Source organism: Salipiger pallidus, assembly GCF_014643635.1.
GTDB classification, from domain to species: Bacteria; Pseudomonadota; Alphaproteobacteria; order Rhodobacterales; family Rhodobacteraceae; genus Salipiger; species Salipiger pallidus.
Map to the genome: position 1 here is coordinate 297,260 of NZ_BMJV01000006.1, position 18,679 is coordinate 315,938.

17 protein-coding genes and 1 riboswitch are annotated in these 18,679 nt (G+C 65.9%); of the genes, 11 read left to right on the forward strand and 6 right to left on the reverse strand.

Features of this window, described 5'->3' with window-relative positions:
• Nucleotides 1–159: 159 nt before the first annotated feature.
• Nucleotides 160–747, forward strand: a complete 588-nt coding sequence (locus IEX41_RS15600; RefSeq protein ID WP_188791181.1) for a hypothetical protein — start codon at nucleotides 160–162, stop codon at nucleotides 745–747.
• A 182-nt stretch (nucleotides 748–929) separates the two neighbouring features.
• Here the strand turns inward: IEX41_RS15600 and IEX41_RS15605 are convergent, their stop codons facing one another.
• The gene (locus IEX41_RS15605) at nucleotides 930–2,459 is read right to left on the reverse strand and encodes an MORN repeat-containing protein (RefSeq protein WP_188791182.1); all 1,530 of its coding nucleotides are present in this window, start codon (nucleotides 2,457–2,459) and stop codon (nucleotides 930–932) included.
• Nucleotides 2,460–2,618: 159 nt separating this feature from the next.
• Between IEX41_RS15605 and IEX41_RS15610 the strand changes: the two genes are divergently transcribed.
• Both IEX41_RS15610 and IEX41_RS15615 read left to right on the forward strand, forming a co-directional pair.
• Nucleotides 2,619–4,277, forward strand: coding sequence for an NAD+ synthase (locus IEX41_RS15610; RefSeq protein WP_188791183.1), 1,659 nt, complete (start codon nucleotides 2,619–2,621; stop codon nucleotides 4,275–4,277).
• Nucleotides 4,270–5,334: a glycosyltransferase family 4 protein gene (locus tag IEX41_RS15615; RefSeq protein WP_188791184.1), complete on the forward strand. Its 1,065-nt coding sequence runs from the start codon at nucleotides 4,270–4,272 to the stop codon at nucleotides 5,332–5,334. Before IEX41_RS15610 ends, IEX41_RS15615 begins: the two co-directional genes overlap by 8 nt.
• Nucleotides 5,335–5,351: 17 nt before the next feature.
• On the opposite strand, the gene IEX41_RS15620 is transcribed toward IEX41_RS15615, so the two are convergent.
• Entirely contained in the window at nucleotides 5,352–5,741 is a 390-nt protein-coding gene (locus IEX41_RS15620; protein ID WP_188791185.1) for a metallopeptidase family protein, read from the reverse strand.
• 127 nt (nucleotides 5,742–5,868) lie between these two features.
• On the opposite strand from IEX41_RS15620, the gene IEX41_RS15625 reads away from it, so the two are divergent.
• Nucleotides 5,869–6,420 (forward strand): 2OG-Fe(II) oxygenase, encoded by a 552-nt coding sequence (locus tag IEX41_RS15625; protein ID WP_188791186.1) that lies wholly within the window; start codon nucleotides 5,869–5,871, stop codon nucleotides 6,418–6,420.
• Nucleotides 6,421–6,603: 183 nt separating this feature from the next.
• Here IEX41_RS15625 and IEX41_RS15630 read toward each other — a convergent pair whose 3' ends face one another.
• On the reverse strand, nucleotides 6,604–7,536 hold the full coding sequence (locus IEX41_RS15630; RefSeq protein WP_188791187.1) for an MBL fold metallo-hydrolase: 933 nt from the start codon (nucleotides 7,534–7,536) through the stop codon (nucleotides 6,604–6,606).
• A gap of 135 nt (nucleotides 7,537–7,671) precedes the next feature.
• On the opposite strand from IEX41_RS15630, the gene IEX41_RS15635 reads away from it, so the two are divergent.
• Together IEX41_RS15635 and IEX41_RS15640 are read left to right on the forward strand one after the other, a co-directional pair.
• Entirely contained in the window at nucleotides 7,672–7,881 is a 210-nt protein-coding gene (locus tag IEX41_RS15635; RefSeq protein WP_188791188.1) for a hypothetical protein, read from the forward strand.
• A gap of 11 nt (nucleotides 7,882–7,892) precedes the next feature.
• The gene (locus IEX41_RS15640; protein WP_188791189.1) at nucleotides 7,893–8,891 is read left to right on the forward strand and encodes a DUF6976 family protein; all 999 of its coding nucleotides are present in this window, start codon (nucleotides 7,893–7,895) and stop codon (nucleotides 8,889–8,891) included.
• A gap of 36 nt (nucleotides 8,892–8,927) precedes the next feature.
• On the opposite strand, the gene IEX41_RS15645 is transcribed toward IEX41_RS15640, so the two are convergent.
• On the reverse strand, nucleotides 8,928–9,878 hold the full coding sequence (locus IEX41_RS15645) for a 1-phosphofructokinase family hexose kinase (RefSeq protein ID WP_188791190.1): 951 nt from the start codon (nucleotides 9,876–9,878) through the stop codon (nucleotides 8,928–8,930).
• 101 nt (nucleotides 9,879–9,979) lie between these two features.
• On the opposite strand from IEX41_RS15645, the gene gltX reads away from it, so the two are divergent.
• Nucleotides 9,980–11,317: a glutamate--tRNA ligase gene (gene gltX, locus IEX41_RS15650; RefSeq protein WP_188791191.1), complete on the forward strand. Its 1,338-nt coding sequence runs from the start codon at nucleotides 9,980–9,982 to the stop codon at nucleotides 11,315–11,317.
• A gap of 72 nt (nucleotides 11,318–11,389) precedes the next feature.
• Here gltX and IEX41_RS15655 read toward each other — a convergent pair whose 3' ends face one another.
• Nucleotides 11,390–12,613: a DUF2254 domain-containing protein gene (locus tag IEX41_RS15655; protein WP_188791192.1), complete on the reverse strand. Its 1,224-nt coding sequence runs from the start codon at nucleotides 12,611–12,613 to the stop codon at nucleotides 11,390–11,392.
• Nucleotides 12,610–13,176: a gamma-glutamylcyclotransferase family protein gene (locus IEX41_RS15660; RefSeq protein WP_188791284.1), complete on the reverse strand. Its 567-nt coding sequence runs from the start codon at nucleotides 13,174–13,176 to the stop codon at nucleotides 12,610–12,612. Before IEX41_RS15660 ends, IEX41_RS15655 begins: the two co-directional genes overlap by 4 nt.
• Before the next feature lie 116 nt (nucleotides 13,177–13,292).
• Here IEX41_RS15660 and IEX41_RS15665 point away from each other — a divergent pair, with 116 nt between their 5' ends.
• The 4 genes from IEX41_RS15665 (at nucleotide 13,293) to gcvP (ending at nucleotide 18,518) form a co-directional block, all read left to right on the forward strand.
• Nucleotides 13,293–13,772, forward strand: a complete 480-nt coding sequence (locus tag IEX41_RS15665; protein WP_188791193.1) for an RrF2 family transcriptional regulator — start codon at nucleotides 13,293–13,295, stop codon at nucleotides 13,770–13,772.
• A gap of 18 nt (nucleotides 13,773–13,790) precedes the next feature.
• Nucleotides 13,791–13,887, forward strand: a riboswitch (glycine riboswitch).
• Nucleotides 13,888–14,040: 153 nt separating this feature from the next.
• The gene (gene gcvT / locus IEX41_RS15670; protein ID WP_188791194.1) at nucleotides 14,041–15,165 is read left to right on the forward strand and encodes a glycine cleavage system aminomethyltransferase GcvT; all 1,125 of its coding nucleotides are present in this window, start codon (nucleotides 14,041–14,043) and stop codon (nucleotides 15,163–15,165) included.
• Nucleotides 15,166–15,197: 32 nt separating this feature from the next.
• Nucleotides 15,198–15,557 carry a glycine cleavage system protein GcvH gene (gene gcvH / locus IEX41_RS15675; protein WP_188791195.1) on the forward strand — a complete coding sequence of 120 codons (360 nt, stop codon included), beginning with the start codon at nucleotides 15,198–15,200 and terminating at the stop codon, nucleotides 15,555–15,557.
• Between the two features lie 114 nt (nucleotides 15,558–15,671).
• On the forward strand, nucleotides 15,672–18,518 hold the full coding sequence (gene gcvP, locus IEX41_RS15680; RefSeq protein WP_188791196.1) for an aminomethyl-transferring glycine dehydrogenase: 2,847 nt from the start codon (nucleotides 15,672–15,674) through the stop codon (nucleotides 18,516–18,518).
• Nucleotides 18,519–18,679: the final 161 nt, after the last annotated feature.

Consider the following 18,679-nt stretch of genomic DNA (forward strand, 5'->3'; position numbering starts at 1 on the left):
GGGCCGCGCTTGCCAGCCCGTCAACGCAGGGTCGGGGCAACTGCGCTGATCGCTCCAATTAGCGGCAAATCTGCACCTCAACTGCTCTTTAAAGCGAATCCGGTGCTTTCAGACGGCAGGGAATGCCCCCTGCACCGTTTCTGCACTGGAGCACCTGAGATGCCTTATCCCGTAACGGGGCGCCCCGAGCGCCCTGCGGTCCTGTTCGCCCTGTCCTCATGGCAGTCTTCATGTCTGCGTGCGCAGCTGTGCAGATGTCTGTCCGCGGGTCTCGCGTTTGCCCTTGCGCTATGTTCGGTTCTGGCCGTGGTGCCGCCCGCAAGCGCGCAGGGCTATGCGCCCTATACCGTCGTCGGCGGCACCACGGCGTCCGCCCGGGGCGGCGTGCGGGTGATCGGCAATGACAGCGGTGGCCGTCTGCGCGCCCGGTTTGCCGAGATCCGCCAGATCCGGTCCCGCGGCGACCGGATCGAGATCCGTGGCAGCTACTGCATGTCCTCGTGCACGCTTTATCTCGGCGCAGGGAATGTCTGCGTCAGCCCGGCCACCCGCTTTGGCTTTCACGGCCCAAGCTACAAGCACCGCAAGATCGGGGCCAATCAGTTCGACTACTGGTCACGCCGGATGGCCACCTACTACCCGCCGCAAATCTCGAGCTGGTTCCTGACCCGGGCGAGGTACGTCAAAAAAGGCTACCTCGAACTCAGCGGTGCCGATCTGATCCGCATGGGCGTGCGCGCCTGCTGAGTGGGGCGGGCACGGCTTTGCCCGCGATTGTCTGGTTCCGGTCAGTCGGGCACAGTTGCTCGCTTCTGGTCGCCCGCTCTTTATCCTCTAGCCTGGTTCACTCGGCCTGAAACACTCGGTCTGCGGTCACCTGGCCTTAGACACTCGGCCCGAGTTACTCAGCATGGGTCTATCGGCCTTGGTCACTCGGTTTCGGCGGCAGTGTCCTGAGCATCGGGGCCTGCATCATCCGCCTCAGTGTCAGGGGTGGTCTGCGGGGCGTCCTCATCGGTGGTGAGCACGCCATTGATCCAGTCGCCGGTGACCACCTCTCCGGTGGCATAGGTCAGGGTGCCCTGACCTTGCCGCTTGCCGTCTTCGAAGGTGCCTTCGTAGACGTCGCCATTGGAATAGGTGGCGGTGCCTTGCCCGTTGAATTCGCCGTTTTCCCACATGCCGGTGTAGGTGAAGCCGTCGGGCAGGGTGATGGTGCCGGTGCCGTGGCGCTGATCCTCACGGAAGGCCCCGGTGTAGACAGCGCCATCGGGATAGGTCGCCGTGCCTTCGCCATGACGGCGGTTGTCCTGCCACTCCCCTTCGTAGCGATAGCCGTCGGGGTATGTGATGGTGCCCTGTCCCTCGTAATGCATGTCCGAGAAGCTGCCTTCGTAGACCGCGCCGCCGGGATAGGTGGCCCGGCCTTCGCCCTCGAACACGCCGTCGACGAAATCACCCTCGTAGCTCGACCCGTCGGGGTAGCTGGTCTTGCCGACGCCGTTGGGCAGATCACCGCTCAGCTCACCTTCGTATACAGACCCATCCGGGTAGACCACGCGCCCTTCGCTGGCGATGCGCCCGGCAACCCAATTGCCCTCGAGCCGGTAGCCGTCAGCCCCGATGAGAGCGCCCTGTCCATGGCGCTGGTCATTCTCGAAGCGGCCCTCGTAGACATCGCCGCTGGCATAGGTCTCGCGGCCCTGGCCCTCGCGGCGGCCATCGACGAAATTGCCCTCGTAGGTGTCGCCGTTGGGCAGCACGAGCTTGCCTTGGCCGTCCTGCTGGCCATCGCGCCACATGCCCTCGTAGACGAGCCCGTCCGCCATGGTCAGCGTGCCCTGACCCCCGCGCTTGCCATTGGCGACACGGCCCTCGTAGACTGACCCGTCGGGGTAGGTGATGGTGGCGTTGCCTTCTTCGAGCCCGTTAACCCAGTCGCCTTCGTAACGGTAGCCCTCCGGGGTGGTGAGCACGCCGCGCCCGTGATGGCGGGCGTTGCGGAACGTGCCTTCGTACCGCGCGCCGTTTCCGTACTGGATCGACCCGCGGCCGGTGATCTCGCCATTCTGCCAGCTGCCCTCGTAGATCGACCCGTCCACGTTGACGAGCCGCCCGACGCCGTGGGGCTTGCCCTTCTCGAACTGGCCTTCGTAAACCGCACCGCTGGGATAACGGGCGGTGCCCTCGCCGTTGATCTCGCCGTCAACCCAGGTGCCGGTGTACTCATAGCCGTTGGGCAGGGTGTAGGTGCCGGTGCCGTGGCGCAGCCCGTCACGGAAGGTACCCTCGTAGATGCCGCCGTCGTCGAACTGCTTGGTGGTCACCTCACCGTTCTGCGCGGCGAGCGTGCCGGCAAGTGCGATGAAGGCGGCGGCGATGGCCAACGTCCTTCCGGCCGGCGTCCTGCCTGCCCGATTGCCCGACCGTTTGCCCGCTGTGCTGCCTGCCCGTGTCATGCTGTCCTGTCCTTGCCGGATGGCTCTTGATTGCCTTTGAACCTACCCAAGGCACCGCGACGGGACAATCTCTTTCGGGTCAAATCGGGGTGGGGGTTCTTTCCCTCCGGCGAGGTTCTGCTATGTCGGCACGGGGTTGTGAATGAAAGGACAGGGCCCATGGCCGACCGTTTCCGTCTCACCATCGCGCAGCTGAACCCGACCCTGGGGGATCTCGCGGGCAACGCTGCGCTGGCGAAGGACGCGTGGGACAAGGCCCGCGAGGCCGGAGCCGACATGGTGGCCCTGCCCGAGATGTTCATCTGCGGCTACAACGCGCAGGATCTGCCGCTCAAGAACGCCTTCACGCTCGATTGCATGGAGGCGGTGCGCCAGCTGGCCGCCGACTGCGCCGAAGGTCCGACCCTTGCCATCGGCACCCCGTGGGTCGAGGGCACCGAGCTTTACAACGCCTATGTCATCTGCACCGGCGGCAAGCTGGTGACCCAGATCTTCAAGCACCACCTGCCCAACTACAACGTCTTCGACGAGCTGCGCATCTTCGACAGCGGCCCCGTGGGCGGCCCCTATGCCGTGGCGGGCACCCGCATCGGCAGCCCGGTCTGCGAGGATGCCTGGTACGAGGACGTGTCCGAAACCCTTGCCGAGACCGGCGCGGAATTCCTGCTGGTCCCGAACGGGTCGCCCTACTACCGTGACAAGCAGGAAATGCGGCTCAACCAGATGGTCGCCCGCGTGGTCGAAACCGGTCTGCCACTCATTTACCTCAACATGGTGGGCGGTCAGGACGATCAGGTGTTCGACGGCGGCTCCTTCGTGCTCAACCCCGGTGGCGCGCCTGCGCTGCAGCTGCCGGTCTTCGAAGAGGCCATCGCCCATGTGGACCTTGAACGCACCGCCGAGGGCTGGCGCGCGCTCGAGGGGGATTTCACCCGCCATCCCGACATGATGGAGCAGGATTACCACGCCATGGTGCTGGCCTTGCGCGATTACTGCCGCAAGACCGGCTTCGGCAAGGTGCTTCTTGGCATGTCCGGCGGCGTCGATTCCGCGCTGGTGGCGACCATCGCGGTGGATGCGCTCGGGGCGGAAAACGTGCGCTGCGTGATGCTGCCTTCGGAATACACCTCCGAACATTCGCTCGAGGATGCCAGGGCCTGCGCCAATGCCATCGGCGCGCATTATGACTTCGTGCCCATCGCCGAAGGGCGCGACGCCATTACCGCGACGCTTGCCCCCCTGTTCGGAGACCGCCCGGCGGATCTCACCGAAGAGAACCTGCAATCGCGGCTGCGGGGCCTGCTGCTGATGGCGCTGTCGAACAAGTTCGGGGAAATGCTGCTGACCACCGGCAACAAGTCCGAGGTGGCCGTGGGCTATGCCACGATCTACGGCGACATGGCGGGCGGCTACAACCCGATCAAGGATCTCTACAAAACCCGTGTCTTCGACATCTGCCGCTGGCGCAACGCCAACCACTGCGCCTGGATGAAGGGCAACGAGGGCGAGGTCATTCCGGTGCGCATCATCACCAAGGCTCCCTCGGCCGAGCTGCGCGAAGATCAGAAGGACAGCGACAGTCTGCCCGACTACCCTGTGCTGGACGGTATCCTGCAGATCCTTGTGGACGATGACGGCTCCATCGCCGATTGTGTGGCGGCAGGATATGACCGCGAGGATGCCAAGAAGGTGGAACACCTGCTCTACATCTCGGAATACAAACGCTTCCAGTCGGCGCCGGGTGCGCGGCTGTCGAAACGGGCCTTCTGGCTCGACCGGCGCTATCCCATTGCCAATCGCTGGCGCGACAATGGCTGAGCTTGGCGGGAGCGGGGTCGCTGGCAAGGCGGTGCTTTTCGTGGTGCCGCGCTTCCACACCAATCTCAGTTTTGCGGTGCGCGCGCTGGTGGCGGCTGGGGCGCGCGTGGCGGTTTTCGCCTCGAACTCCGGCGGGGCTGAAGATCATGAGGTGATCGTGCCCCGGGTCTTCAACAAGCAGGACACCGAGGCTCTGGAGCAGGCATGGGCGGACTTCGCCCCCGACATCGCCTTCCTGCGCAACAGCGCCGACCTTCGGGTGCCCGCCGCCCGCATCGGGCGCCGCCACGGCACCGCACTTTGGTCCTATGATCTGCACCCGTTCCACCGCAGCGAGCCGTTGTCCCGCAAGTTCTACCTCTGGCGCAAAGGGTTGCCGGTCAGACGCGTGACCGCAAGCCTCGGCCTGTCGGACACGGTGCCCGACCGCGGGGCGCGCTACCTGCCATGGCCAGTGGTGGGCGATCCGCCCCCGCCGATGCCGTCCCGTAGCGGTGACGGTCCTGTGCATGTGCTCTGCGTCGCCAAGCTGGGCCAGCGGCGCAAGATGCAGCATCTGGTCATCGACGGCATGCGCGAGGCCGGCCGCGCCGGCCGTGCCCGCCTGACGCTCATCGGCTCCGACCGGGTGCTTGACACCCCAGAGGATCGCGCCCATTTCGCCCGGCTGCAGGCCGAGGACGCCGCCGAGCCGTGGGTCGACCTGCGCGGCCCGATCCCCTTCGCCGAGATGCCGGACCTCTACGCCTCCTGTGACATCTGCATCCTTCCCAGCTTCGACGAGCCGCTGGGTTTTGCTCCGGCCGAGTCGATGGCCTATGGCTGCGTTCCGGTGATCTCGTCCGAGGCGGGCTCGGCGGGCTACATCAGGGGCGAGGCGAACGGCCTGATCGTCGACCCGCACCGCCCCGAGACTGTGGCGCAGGCGCTGACCCGCCTCATCGACGATGCGCCGCTGCTGGCGCGCCTGGGGCAGGCGGCGCGGGACACCGCGCTGGGAGAGCTTGGCCCAAAGCGCTTTGTGCAGCGCATGGCCGGGCTCATCGTAGAAGGCTGACAAGGGCGGAGGACCGATCAGGTCCACCATTCATCGATGCTGGCGATGTCGTCGTCGGACCAGCCGAAATGATGCGCGAACTCGTGCACGACCACATGCGTCACCAGATCCTCGAGCTCTTCATTCCCCCGTTCGTGCCATTCCGCAAGGATCGGTTCGCGGAACAGCGTCACCCGGTCGGGCCACGGTGCCGGGTCGCTGAAGGATTTCTCGGTCATGGGCACGCCGGTATAGACCCCTGTAAGATGGAGCGGATCGTCGATTTCCATCTCGTCCAGAAGGTCGTCATCAGGCCAGTCTTCGACCTCGAGCACGACCTCCGCCGCCGCGGAGCGAAACGGCTCGGGAAGGGCGGCGACGGCGCGGCGCGCCATGGCCTCGAAGGCGGCAAGATCGGGATCGCTCATGCCCCTGATATGGCCCGCTTCACAAGCCGCGAAAAGGGTCGTTTTCCGCCCACCTGGTCGCGAATGGATCAGCGCGGTGCGGGCCGTGCGCTAAAGCAGCGCCTCCCTTTCGTTAAGGACTGCCCGCATGATTTCCGTCCATACCGTCGCCGCGGCGTTCAGCCCCGTCGATTGCGACCGCCTGATCGACATTGCCCGCAACGCGCCCGCGTCGGACGCGCGCCTCGTCGGTCGCCAGCGCGACCACAACCAGCGCCGGTCGGATCTTGTCTGGATCGATGACGTGCCCGAGGCGGACTGGGTGATGGACCGCATCATCGACACCGTGCGCCTGGCCAACCGCGAGGTCTACGGCTTCGATCTCAACGCCTTCCATGAAAGCGCGCAGGTCGCCCGCTACGGCGCGGAACGGCAGGGGCATTTCGACTGGCATTCGGATATCGGCGACGGTCGGCTTGCCTCGCAGCGCAAGCTGACGCTGGTGGTGCAGTTGTCGGACCCTGGGGACTACGAGGGGGGCACGCTCGAGATCATGCCCTCGGCCAATCCGATCCCCGCCAGCCGCGACCGCGGCGCCGCCACGATCTTCCCCAGCTACCTGCTCCACCGGGTGACCCCAGTGGAGCAGGGTGAACGCCATTCACTCACCATCTGGGCGCACGGCCCGGCCTTCAGATAGCCCCTGCGTTTGTTCTCTTTCCAAATATTCCGGGGGATGAAATGGCACAGCCAAGAAGGGGGCAGCACCCCCTTCCGCCCTTCGAACTCTCGCAACGTCGGGCCGATGAACCGGACGTCGAGACACTGGTAACCCCGGGGGCCTGCAACCGTCGGCAAAGCAGAGCCCCCGTCCCCCCCATCCTTACCCGAGCATCAGCTGGTAGCTGTGCGGCACGTAGGTGAACCCGTCGCCATCGGCCACGGCGTAGCCGATCGCGGGGAAGGGCATGTGATAGCCGATGAACGGGATCTGCTCTTCGGCCAGCATTGTCAGCACTTCGCGGCGCGATTCCACGGCCTGCGCCTTGTCGGTGTCGAAGGACACTTCCCAGTCCGGGTGCTGAAGCGACCAGATGTAGTGGTTCGCGAGGTCTGCAATCAGCATGAGGCGCTGGCCGTCGCTTTCCAGCATGAAGCACATGTGCCCCGGGGTGTGGCCCGGTGCCATGCGCGCGGTGACGCCGCTGGTCAGCTCGTCACCGTCCGCGATGAACTCGAACGCATCCGACAGTGGCGCGATCTTGTTCTCGAAGGCGTCGCCGCCGGTTTCGGACCAGTAATCGTATTCCACCTGCCCAGTGACATGCTGGGCATTGGCGAAGGTCGGGCCGTCACCGGCGGTGAGGCCGCCTACGTGGTCACCGTGCATGTGGGTAATGACCACGTGCGTCACGTCCTCGGGGGCATAGCCGGCGGCCTCGACCGCGGCGATGATGGCATCGGGGGCAAGGCCGGTATCGAAGAGGATCAGCGCCTCGCCGGTATTGACCAGCGTCGGGGTGAAGAAGAACTGGGCCTTGTCGGTGGGGATCAAGGCCGCTTCGGAGGCGGCGGCGAACTCTTCGTCCGACGCGTTCAGGCCGAAGATAGAGTGCGGATCCTCACGGGTTGCGGTGCCGGCCATCAGCGCGGTGACCTCGAAACCTCCGACCATGACGCGGTTCACCTTCGGAACCTGCTGGCCTTGCTGTTCGGCGGACTGGGCGCTTGCGGTGCCTGCAACGGCGGCGGCAAAGGGCAGGGTCGCGGCCCCGGCAAGGGCGGCCCGGCGGCTGATGTGCTTTTCGGTCGTCATGAGTGGCGCTCCCGGTTGGTTGTACTCTGAAGCGCACATAGCGCTGCGCTGCCTCGGGGCCATCAAAGGCCCATGACTTTTGCGCGACATTAAGGGCTGGCGCGTAAGAGCCGCTGACACTGGAAGGAGAGGCACATGATTCCCGACACATCCGCGCCCTGCTGGCAGCGCGTGCTGACCAGCGAACACGACATCTCCGGCGCGATCCTCGCGACGAAGCTGCTGGTCACGCGCCTGCGCCGCGAGGTTCGCGCCCGCCCCGCGGCCCTCAACAGCAAGATCGCCGAGCTGCGCGCCTATTTCGAAAAGAACACGTTCGCGGTGAAGGACATCGCGCTCTTCTGAAAGGACAGCCCATGAAAAATGCAATGATGTCCGTGGCAGAGGCCGCCGCCCGGATCGACGACGGCGCGGTGCTTGTCATCGCCGGCTCCGAGGCGGCGCTGGCGCAGCTGCCCAGGGGCAACTGGATCGGTGGCACCTCGGTCTATTTCGTCACCGACACCGGTGGGCGTATGGATACGGAGAATGTCTTCGTCACCGAGATCGAGGCCGCCACCGATGCCCGCCCGGTGTTCTACCCTGCCAAAGATCTTCCCAGCCTCACCATGGGCCGCTACGACAACGGTCTGTCGGTCATCCTGATCCCCGCCTTCAGCGCGGCGCACGAGGCCTTCGCGATCCATGGGGCGGAATATCCGGGCCTCTTCGATCAGCCGCTCATGGGCTGGATCACCGGTGTGCCTCTGGACGAGACGGGACGGACCACGCCCAAGGTCTTCGACGGGGCCAGGGGGGAGATGCACGCGGATGGCGCGATGCTGCTGCACGTGGCGCTGCCCGAAACGAAGATGGCCGACCTCGACATCATCAATCTTTTCGAACCGGACACCGGCGCGGACGAGATCACCTTTGCGCACAGCGGTTTTGCCGCGCGCAGGGCGCTGATCAATGGCAAGGAACGGGATTTTGCCGCTTATCTCGCCGAGACAGCAATCGACACCCGCTGCCCTCTGGTTGCCGATTACGCGGGGGCCATGGTCAACGTGTCGGTCCAGTCGGTGGACGCCAAGGACGGGGTGACCTTCTATGCCCCGGTGATCGAAGGGCAGGTCTACCACATCGCAAAAGCCCCGGGTGATTACGCCTCGGATTTCGCGGTGCGGGCGCAAGGCCATGGCGCGCAGGAGTTGTCGTGCAACTGCATCCTCAATTACCTCTACGGAGAGCTCGACACCAAGACCACCGGAGGCTTCACCGGGCCCGCCACCTTTGGCGAAATCGCCTACGTGCTTCTGAACCAGACGTTGGTCCGGCTGGACCTGCGCGCGGTCGAGGCCAGCGCGGTGGCCTGACGGGGGCGGCCCCCATGCGGGGCCGCCGGCTACGGCTCAGGGGATTTGCGATGCGCCGCATTGGGGCAGCATGTCATCGACACTTTGCCGCCCGCACAGGGTCGTGCCCGGCAGAGTGACAGTGGCGCTAGCCGCCGCCGCGCCAAGGGCGAGGGCGTCCGGCGCGGTCATGCCGCTGGACAGGCCATAGGCGAAGGCGCCCACGAAACTGTCCCCGGCGCCGATGGCCGACAGCACCGCGACATTGGCGGCGCTGACCTGGGTCAGCCCCTCGGGGCCGGCCATGACCGACCCGTCGGCGCCGCGCGCCACGATGACGCGGGTGGCGGCCCCCCGGGAGACAAGCTCGGCGGCGAACTCCGCCGACTCGCGGCGGGTGACAAGGGGGCGCCCTGCAAGCTCTTCGGCTTCGTGGCTGTCCATGCGCAGCACCGCAGGGGCAGGGGAGGTTCCGGCGGCAAGATGGGCCAGCGCCTCGCCGGAGGTGTCAGCGATGACCTCGGCGTCGCGCTCGGCCAGCGCGGCGCAAAGCCGGGTGGTGAAGTCGGCGGCAACCCCCGGGGGCTGGCTGCCGCTCAGGATGACGATGCCGCCGCGCGGCACGGCAGCGGCGATGGCCTGCAGCGCCTCTGCCAGGTCCTCTTCGGCCCATGCGGGGCCGGGCAGCACGAAGCGGTATTGCTCGCCGCTCTGGCGGTCATGCACGGCAAAGCTTTCGCGGGTGTCGCCGGGCGCCTGCATCCGCACCAGCGGCAGGCCAAGGCTGGACAGCGTTTCCGACAGGCGCATTCCCACGGGACCGGCCAGCGCCACGAAGGCACGGGCGCGTCCGCCAAGTTCGGCCACCACGCGGGCGACGTTGATGCCGCCACCCCCGGGATCCACGGTGATCGGGGCACAGCGCAGCTTGGGGCCCGGGATGACCCGGTCGCTGCTGGTCGAGATGTCAAGCGCGGGGTTGAGCGTGATGGTCAGGATGTCTCTCATACGGTGCAGAATGTCAGCTTGCCGCAGCCGCGCCAAGAGCCGTGAACTGGACAAAGCGCCGCGCTTGTGGGAAGTGCCAGCTGCGTATGCAGGAGCCTGAAATGACCGTTACCCGATTTGCCCCTTCGCCCACAGGCCACATTCACGTGGGCAACCTTCGCACGGCACTGTTCAACTACCTGATCGCCCGCAAGGCCGGCGGCACCTTCATCCTGCGCATCGACGACACCGACGCCGAACGCAGCAAGGAAGAATATGTCGACGGCATCAAGCGCGATCTGGAGTGGCTGGGCCTTACCTGGGACAAGACGGAGCGGCAGAGCGCGCGGCTCGAGCGCTACCACGAGGCAGGCCAGCAGCTGCGCGACATGGGCCGCTTCTACGAGGCGTGGGAAACGCCGACCGAACTGGACCTCAAGCGCAAGAAGCAGCTCAACATGGGCAAGCCGCCGGTCTACGACCGCGCCGCCCTGTCGCTGTCGGACGACGAAAAGGCTGCCCTGCGTGCCGAGCGTGGCGATGGCGTGTGGCGCTTCAAGCTGAAGCAGGAACGTATCGACTGGACTGACGGCATCCTCGGGCCGATCTCGATCGATGCGGCCTCGGTGTCCGACCCTGTGCTGATACGTGCCGACGGTCAGCTGCTCTATACGCTGGCCTCGGTGGTCGATGACATCGACATGGGCGTGACCAACATCGTGCGCGGGTCCGACCACGTCACCAACACCGCAACGCAGATCCAGATCATCGAGGCGCTTGGCGGCACGGTTCCCGGCTTTGCCCACCATTCGCTGCTGACCGGCCCGCAGGGCGAATCCCTGTCCAAGCGCCTTGGCGTGCTGTCGCTGCGTGACATGCGCGAAGCGGGCATCGAGCCTGAGGCGCTTCTGTCGCTGATGGCGCGGCTTGGCTCGAGCCAGCCGGTGGAGCTGCGTACCTCGCTTGATGAGATCGCGGAAGGATTTGACCTGTCGCAGTTCGGCTCTGCGCCGACGAAATTCGACGAACAGGATCTCTACCCGCTGACCGCCCGCAAGCTGCACGAGCTGCCGTTCTCCGAGGTCGCGGACGAGATCGCCGAGCTTGGCGTGCCCGCAGACAAGGCCGAGCTGTTCTGGCAGGTCGCCCGCGACAACATCACCACTCGTAAGGACATCGCCCCGTGGTGGGCGCTGTTCCGTGACGGGGCAGAGCCGCTCATCGCCGACGAAGACCGCGACTTCATCGCCGAAGCCATGGCCCTGCTGCCTGACGGTCCCTACACGCAGGACACCTGGGGTGAATGGACCAAGGCTGTGAAAGAGGCGACGGGCCGCAAGGGCAAGGGCCTCTTTATGCCATTGCGCAAGGCGGTTACCGGCCTCGAGCGCGGGCCCGAAATGGCCGACGTCATGCCGCTGATGCAGCAGATCCCGGCGCGCAAGCTCGCCGCGGGCTGAACGCCTTTTCCGAATGCAGTTTCAAAAGCGCCGGGCCATTTGGTCCGGCGCTTTTGCATGTCCGGATCGGGACTAGCTGCGCGCCACCGCGTCGCGATCATCGCGCAGGCTCAGCACCTCCTTGGCATGGCGCAGGGCATAGCCGCGCATCGACTTCGCTTCGTTGGCCATCTCGGGCCAGTCGGACCCCTCGAGCTGCCCCAGCGCCTCGACCGCGAGGCCGATGACCTCGGGGTGTTCTCGCCCGGCGCGGATGAGTGATGCAAAGCCGTCCTCGATCAGGTCGGCGGGGTGGAGCACTGGCACCTCGATGCGAGGAAACTCAGGTGGTGGATTGCCGGGATGGCGCAGGTCCGACAGCACCCGGCTCAGCCGATGGATCACATCAATGGCGGTGCCCGGGTCGTTGATTCCCGGCGACAGGGCGCGCACGGCTATCTCGTTCAACACGATCACCCCGAAGCGGGCGTCCTGTTCGGCGGTGCGGATCTCTCCGAAGGTGAAGGCGTTGGCCAGCTGCTCCGGGTTCGCATCTCCAAGGACGTGACCAATGACCGCGCCCTTCACCACATGTCGTCCCGGTGAGGTGGCCAGCACGATATGTGCCGAGGCGTCGCCCAGCATGTCGTTCAGCGCGGCCATGTCGATCAGCTGGACGTAGCCGCCCCTCGGCGCCCGGACCGGCACCGTGCCCGAGGGCATTTCAGCCCCGGCCGCCAGCGGCACGCCGCCAAGCGCGGGACGCTCGAAGATGCGAGCGAGAGTCTCGCGGGCCTGTGCCTCGACCTTGGACAGGGTGTCATCCATGCTGCCAAGGCTGCTTAGGTGGTCAATCCAGCGGATGATGGCAAGGATGATGAGCGCAATCACCACCACCGTCACACCAAAGATCACCACCGCCGCGCTTTCCGAGTAGAATCCGGCGCGGAACATCACGATCGCTGTCAGCGAGAACAGGAAGGCTCCGGTGAAGGTGGCCAGAACGGTCTGCGTCGTGGTGTCGTTGAGGTGCAGCCGGTAGGCGCGGGGGGTGGCGGAATTGGCCGCGGTCTGGAACGCCTGCACCATCACCGACAGAGAGAAGGTGGTGACCGTCAGCATGGTCGACGCAAGGATGCTGAGGATCGGCATCACCGCGTCGCTGCCGAACCGGTCCTGCAGATCCTTGGGGATCAGCCCTTCGAACAGTGGTGCCACCAGCGCCGTGACAAAGGCGACCAGCGCCCCCAGCAGGATGCGGGCCACGAGGTTGCGGCTGACCCGCTTGAGCAGCATCAGCAGCTTGCGGGGCCTCACGCGCGGATCCTCCGCGCACCAAGCGCATCGAGCCGGGTATCGACGAAGGCGCGCTCGTCGTCGCTCAGGATCTGGGCGCGGGGATAACGGGGAGCGTCGCGGTCATCAAGGAAATGCGCCTCCCACCCGCTGGTGGTGGCGAAGAACCGGTCGGCACCCTCGGGGCCGAACTCCTGCAGGTAACCCTGCACCACCACATCGAGGTAGCTCAGCAGCACCGGCGTGTCGGCGCGTGGGGCGATGCGGCGGTCTGGCGCAATCGAATAGATCGCCAACTCGGTGGCGCCGGGGGCCTCGTGGTGGATCGCAGAGCGCGCATCGAGCCGTTCATAGGCGGCCTCGCGCAGGTCGAGCGCCGCCCAGCCATCCTCGGGGACCGGGGCGATCAGCCCCTCGATGGTGCAGTCAGGGTCCGGAACGGCGGTCAGGTAGGCCAAAGGAGAGGAGGGGACCGACTGCCACGCCCGGCGCCAGCCAGTGGCCTTGGCGGGGTAGGGAGGGGTGAAACCATGGGTCTTGCGGTTCACGAGCGAGCCGTAGCCAAAAAAGAAGGATTCCCTTATGGGTGTTTTGGCCCCTGTTTCGTTCGCGCTTTTGTAATTGATGCAAGTCAAATCATTCATATCCAGATCATGTATATCTGCCGGGGTCCCAGCATGTGATTCAAAGAGGTTGGCCCGTGCGCGTTACGAAAAGAACCAATATCGCCATCCGCGTCCTGATGTATTGTGCCGCGAACTCCGACCGTCTGGTGACCAAAGCCGAGATTGCGGAGCGGTGCAACGCCTCGGAAAATCACTTGGCGCAGGTCATCAACCAACTCGCGCAGCTGGGGTTCCTGCACACGCAGCGGGGCCGCAAGGGCGGACTGTCGCTGTCGCGCGGCGCCGGTGAGATCCGCGTCGGCGATGTGTTCCGCGCCCTCGAGGCGCCGGTGCCGCTGGCTGAGTGCTTTGCCGACGTGGACAACACCTGCCCGCTCATTGACGCCTGCCGCCTGCGGGTGGCGCTGACCGAAGCCGCCAACGCCTTCTACGCGACGCTCGATCCCATCACACTGGATTCGCTAATGTGCGACAATGCCGCCCTGATGGACATTCTCGCGCCGAATGGCGGGTGCCGCACCGCCGTCCCCGAGCGGGCGCTTGCAGCAGGCTGAGTTTCATCGTACCCTTGGATCACCGTGATGGGAGAACCGGTGCCGCTGATGTGGCCCGGTGCCGAAGGAGCAACCGCCCCGGAAACTCTCAGGCCACAAGGACCGTCATGGTGACAAGACTCTGGAGAGAGGTGCCCCGCGCACCCGCCGAAGGGATAGCGATCTCAGGCTGACGGACAGAGGGGGCATTCGGGCGCGGGTTACCCGCGCGGAATGTCCGGGGGCTTGGCCAGACGCCACATCCGGGCGAAAGGGATGTGAAGGGCGTATGGACGAGCTGAAATCGACACCACTCCATGATCTGCACGTGGCGCTTGGCGCCAAGATGGTGCCGTTCGCCGGGTACGAGATGCCGGTGCAATACCCCATGGGCGTGATGAAGGAGCATCTTCACTGCCGCGCCGCCTGCGGGCTGTTCGACGTCAGCCACATGGGGCAGGTGTTCCTGCGTCCCCATTCCGGCGACGTGGCCGATGCCGCGCTGGCGCTGGAACGGCTGGTGCCGGTTGACGTGGTGGGTCTGAAACCGGGCCGCCAGCGCTATGCCATGTTCACGAACGAGGATAGCGGCCTGCTCGATGACCTGATGGTCGCCACCTGCGCTTGGGACACCGGGCTGTTCCTCGTGGTCAATGCCGCCTGCAAGGAGGGCGACATCGCGCATCTGAAGGCGCATGTGTCGGACCTTTGCGCCGTGGAGGTGATCGAGGATCGCGCCCTGATCGCCCTGCAGGGCCCCGAGGCCGAAGCCGCCCTGGAGCGCCTTGTGCCCGGCGTTGCCGACATGCGCTTCATGGACAGCCGGGCGTTCGGAGACCTATGGATCTCGCGCTCGGGCTATACCGGCGAGGACGGTTACGAGATTTCGCTGCCCGCCGCCGATGCCGAAGCCTTTGCAAGGCAGCTTCTGGACATGGATGCGGTAGAGCCCATCGGGCTCGGGGCGCGGGATTCGCTGCGGCTCGAGGCGGGGCTGTGCCTTTACGGTCATGACATCGATGCGGGAACGACCCCGGCAGAGGCCGCGTTGCTCTGGGCGATCCAGAAGGTGCGGCGCGCCGATGGCGCTCGGGCCGGGGGCTTTCCCGGCGCAGACCGCATCCTGTCGCAGATCGCCACGGGGCCGGCGCGCTTGCGGGTCGGGTTGCGCCCCGAGGGGCGCGCGCCCATGCGCGAAGGGGTCGTCCTGTTCGACGCGACCGAGGGCGGGGCAGAAGTTGGCCGGGTGACATCCGGCGGCTTCGGCCCCACGGTGGGCGGGCCGGTGGCCATGGGTTATGTGGGCACCCAAAACGCCAAAGCCGGCACGACGCTTTACGGCGAGGTGCGCGGCAAGCGGTTGCCCGTCCTCGTGACGGCTCTGCCCTTCGTGAAACAAAGCTACAAACGCTGACAAAGACACGCTGACAACAAGGAGCCAGCGCGATGAAATACACCGAGGAACACGAATGGCTGGAGGTCGAGGGCGACCTCGTGGTTGTGGGCATCACTGCCCACGCGGCCGAGCAGCTGGGCGACGTGGTGTTCGTGGAACTGCCCGAGCCGGGCACCACGGTAAGCAAGGACGATGAGATCGTGGTGATCGAGTCGGTGAAGGCCGCGTCCGACATCCTCGCTCCGCTCGATGGCGAAATCATCGAGGTGAACGAGGCGCTCGTGGATGACCCCGGCAAGGTCGGTGAGGATCCCGAGGGTGAGGCCTGGTTCTTCAAGATGAAGGTCGAGGACATGTCCGCGATGGACGAGCTGATGGATGACGCCGCCTACAAGGCGTTCATCGGCTGATCCCGGTGGCACGGGGGCAGGGGGCTCTGCCCCCGTCCGCTGCGCGGACTCCCCCGGCGTATTTTGAAAGAGAAGAAACAGCGGGGCGCGGCCCCGGACGGAGAGGGTTTGCCCATGGCATTCGAGCCAACCGACTACCAGCCTTACGATTTCGCCAACCGCCGCCATATCGGCCCCTCGCCCGCCGAGATGGATGAAATGTTCGCCGTGCTCGGGGTCTCGGGCCTTGATGAGCTGATCGACCAGACCGTCCCCAAGGGCATCCGTCAGGCCGAGCCGCTGGATTTTGGGGCGGCGCTTTCGGAGCGCGAGATGCTCTGGCGGCTTGAGGAGGTGGCGGCGAAGAACAAGGTTCTGACCTCGCTTATCGGGCAGGGCTATCACGGCACGATCACGCCCCCGGCGATCCAGCGCAACATCTTTGAAAATCCGGCGTGGTACACCGCCTACACGCCCTACCAGCCCGAGATCTCGCAGGGGCGGCTCGAGGCGCTGCTGAACTACCAGACCATGGTGAGCGACCTGACCGGGCTGCCGGTGGCCAACGCGTCGCTGCTGGACGAGGCGACCGCCTGTGCCGAGGCGATGACCATGGCGCTGCGGTCGTCGAAGTCGAAGGCCAAAGCGTTTTTCGTGGACGAGGGGTGCCATCCGCAGAATATCGCGGTGATGAAGACCCGCGCCGCGCCGCTGGGGATCGAGGTGATCTTCGGCGCGCCGTCCGAGTTGGATGCTGAGGCGGTGTTCGGGGCGATCTTCCAGTATCCCGGCACCCATGGTGGACTGCGAGATGTGTCGGCCGAGATGACGGCGCTGCACGAAGCTAAGGCGGTGGGCATCGTTGCCGCCGACATCATGGCCCTGTGCCTGCTGAAGGAGCCGGGCGCGATGGGGGCCGACATTGCGGTGGGCTCGACCCAGCGTTTCGGTGTGCCTTTGGGCTTTGGTGGCCCGCATGCCGCTTACATGGCCTGCCGTGATGAGATGAAGCGCGCCATGCCGGGCCGTATCGTCGGGGTGTCCGTCGATGCCCATGGCAATCGCGCCTACCGTCTTGCCCTGCAAACCCGCGAACAGCACATCCGGCGCGAGAAGGCGACGTCCAACGTCTGCACTGCGCAGGCGCTTTTGGCGGTGATGGCGGGGTTCTACGCGGTGTTCCATGGGCCCAAAGGGCTTCGGGCCATTGCCGAGCGTATCCACCTCAAGACCGTGCGGCTGGCCGAGGGGCTGGAGGCGGCGGGCTATGTTGTCGGCCCCGAAGGGTTCTTCGACACGATTACCGTGGAGGTGGGGCTGCTGCAGCGCGGCATCCTGCAGGCGGCGGTCAAGGAGGGCATCAACCTGCGCAAGGTGGGGCGCACCAAGGTGGGCATCACCCTTGATGAAACCACGCGACCCGCGACCATCGAGGCGGTGTGGCGGGCCTTCGGCCTTGTGCGCAGGGACGAGGGAGGCGCGCAGGGCTGCCGCCTGCCCGACGCGCTGCTGCGACAGAGCGACTACCTTGGGCACGAGATCTTCCAGATGAACCGGGCCGAGACCGAGATGATGCGCTACATGCGCCGTCTGGCGGACCGGGACCTTGCGCTGGACCGTGCGATGATCCCGCTGGGGTCCTGCACCATGAAGCTCAATGCAGCCGCCGAGATGATGCCGGTGAGCTGGCGCGAGTTTGCCGCGCTGCATCCCTATGCGCCGAAGGATCAGGCCAAGGGCTATGCGGAGATGATCCGGGATCTGTCGGACAAGCTATGTGCGATCACCGGCTATGACGCGATCTCGATGCAGCCCAATTCCGGCGCGCAGGGGGAATATGCGGGGCTTCTGACCATCGCCTCTTGGCAGCGCGCGCGGGGCGAGGGGGCGCGGGATGTGTGCCTCATCCCGGTCAACGCGCACGGGACCAACCCGGCCTCGGCCCAGATGGTGGGCTGGAAGGTGGTTCCGGTGAAATGCGACGCCGAAGGGTCCATCGACCTTGCGGATTTCCGCGCCAAGGCCGAGCAGCATTCGGATCGGCTGGCCGCCTGCATGATCACCTACCCGTCCACGCACGGCGTCTTCGAGGAGACAGTGCGCGATGTCTGCGCCATCACCCATGAGCATGGAGGGCAGGTCTATATCGACGGCGCGAACATGAATGCCATGGTGGGTCTGTCGCGGCCGGGCGACCTTGGCGGGGATGTGAGTCACCTCAACCTGCACAAGACCTTCTGCATTCCCCATGGTGGGGGCGGTCCCGGCATGGGGCCGATCGGGGTGAAGGCGCATCTGGCAGAGCATCTGCCGTCCGATCCCCTTGGCGGCGAGGCTGGGCCAGTTTCGGCGGCGGCCTTCGGGTCTCCGTCGCTGCTGCCGATTTCCTGGGGGTACGTTCTGATGATGGGCGGTGATGGGCTGACACAGGCGACGAGGGCGGCGATCCTGAATGCCAACTACATCGCGGCGCGGCTGTCGGGGGCATATGACGTGCTCTACAAGGGCGGCAAGGGGCGCGTTGCCCATGAGTGCATCCTTGACGTGCGGCCCTTCGAGAAAAGCGCAGGCGTCACGGTGGAGGATATCGCCAAGCGCCTCGTGGATTGCGGGTTCCACGCGCCGACCATGAGCTGGCCGGTGGCCGGCACGCTGATGGTAGAGCCGACCGAAAGCGAGACCAAGGCGGAGCTCGACCGGTTCTGCGATGCCATGCTGGCGATCCGCGAGGAGATCCGGGCCATCGAGGACGGAACGATGGACCGCGAAAGCAACCCGCTCAAGCGTGCACCGCACACGATGGAGGATCTCGTGCGTGACTGGGATCGTCCCTATGGGCGCGAGCAGGGGTGTTTCCCACCGGGGGCATTTCGTGTCGACAAGTACTGGCCACCGGTCAACCGGGTGGACAACGCCTATGGTGATCGGAACCTCGTGTGTACCTGTCCGCCGATGTCGGACTACGCGGACGCGGCGGAGTAAGTGGCATTTGTGGCGCGAGGGAGGGGGGATCGCTCGCGCCAAGGGGTGATGCCTTCGGGGGAAGGGATCACGCCCTGGCCTTGGAGGTCGTGAGCAGGAGACGGCGCGCGAGCGGGACGAAGAGCCTTTGCCATGCGGCCCAGCAGCGGGGTCCCTTCGGG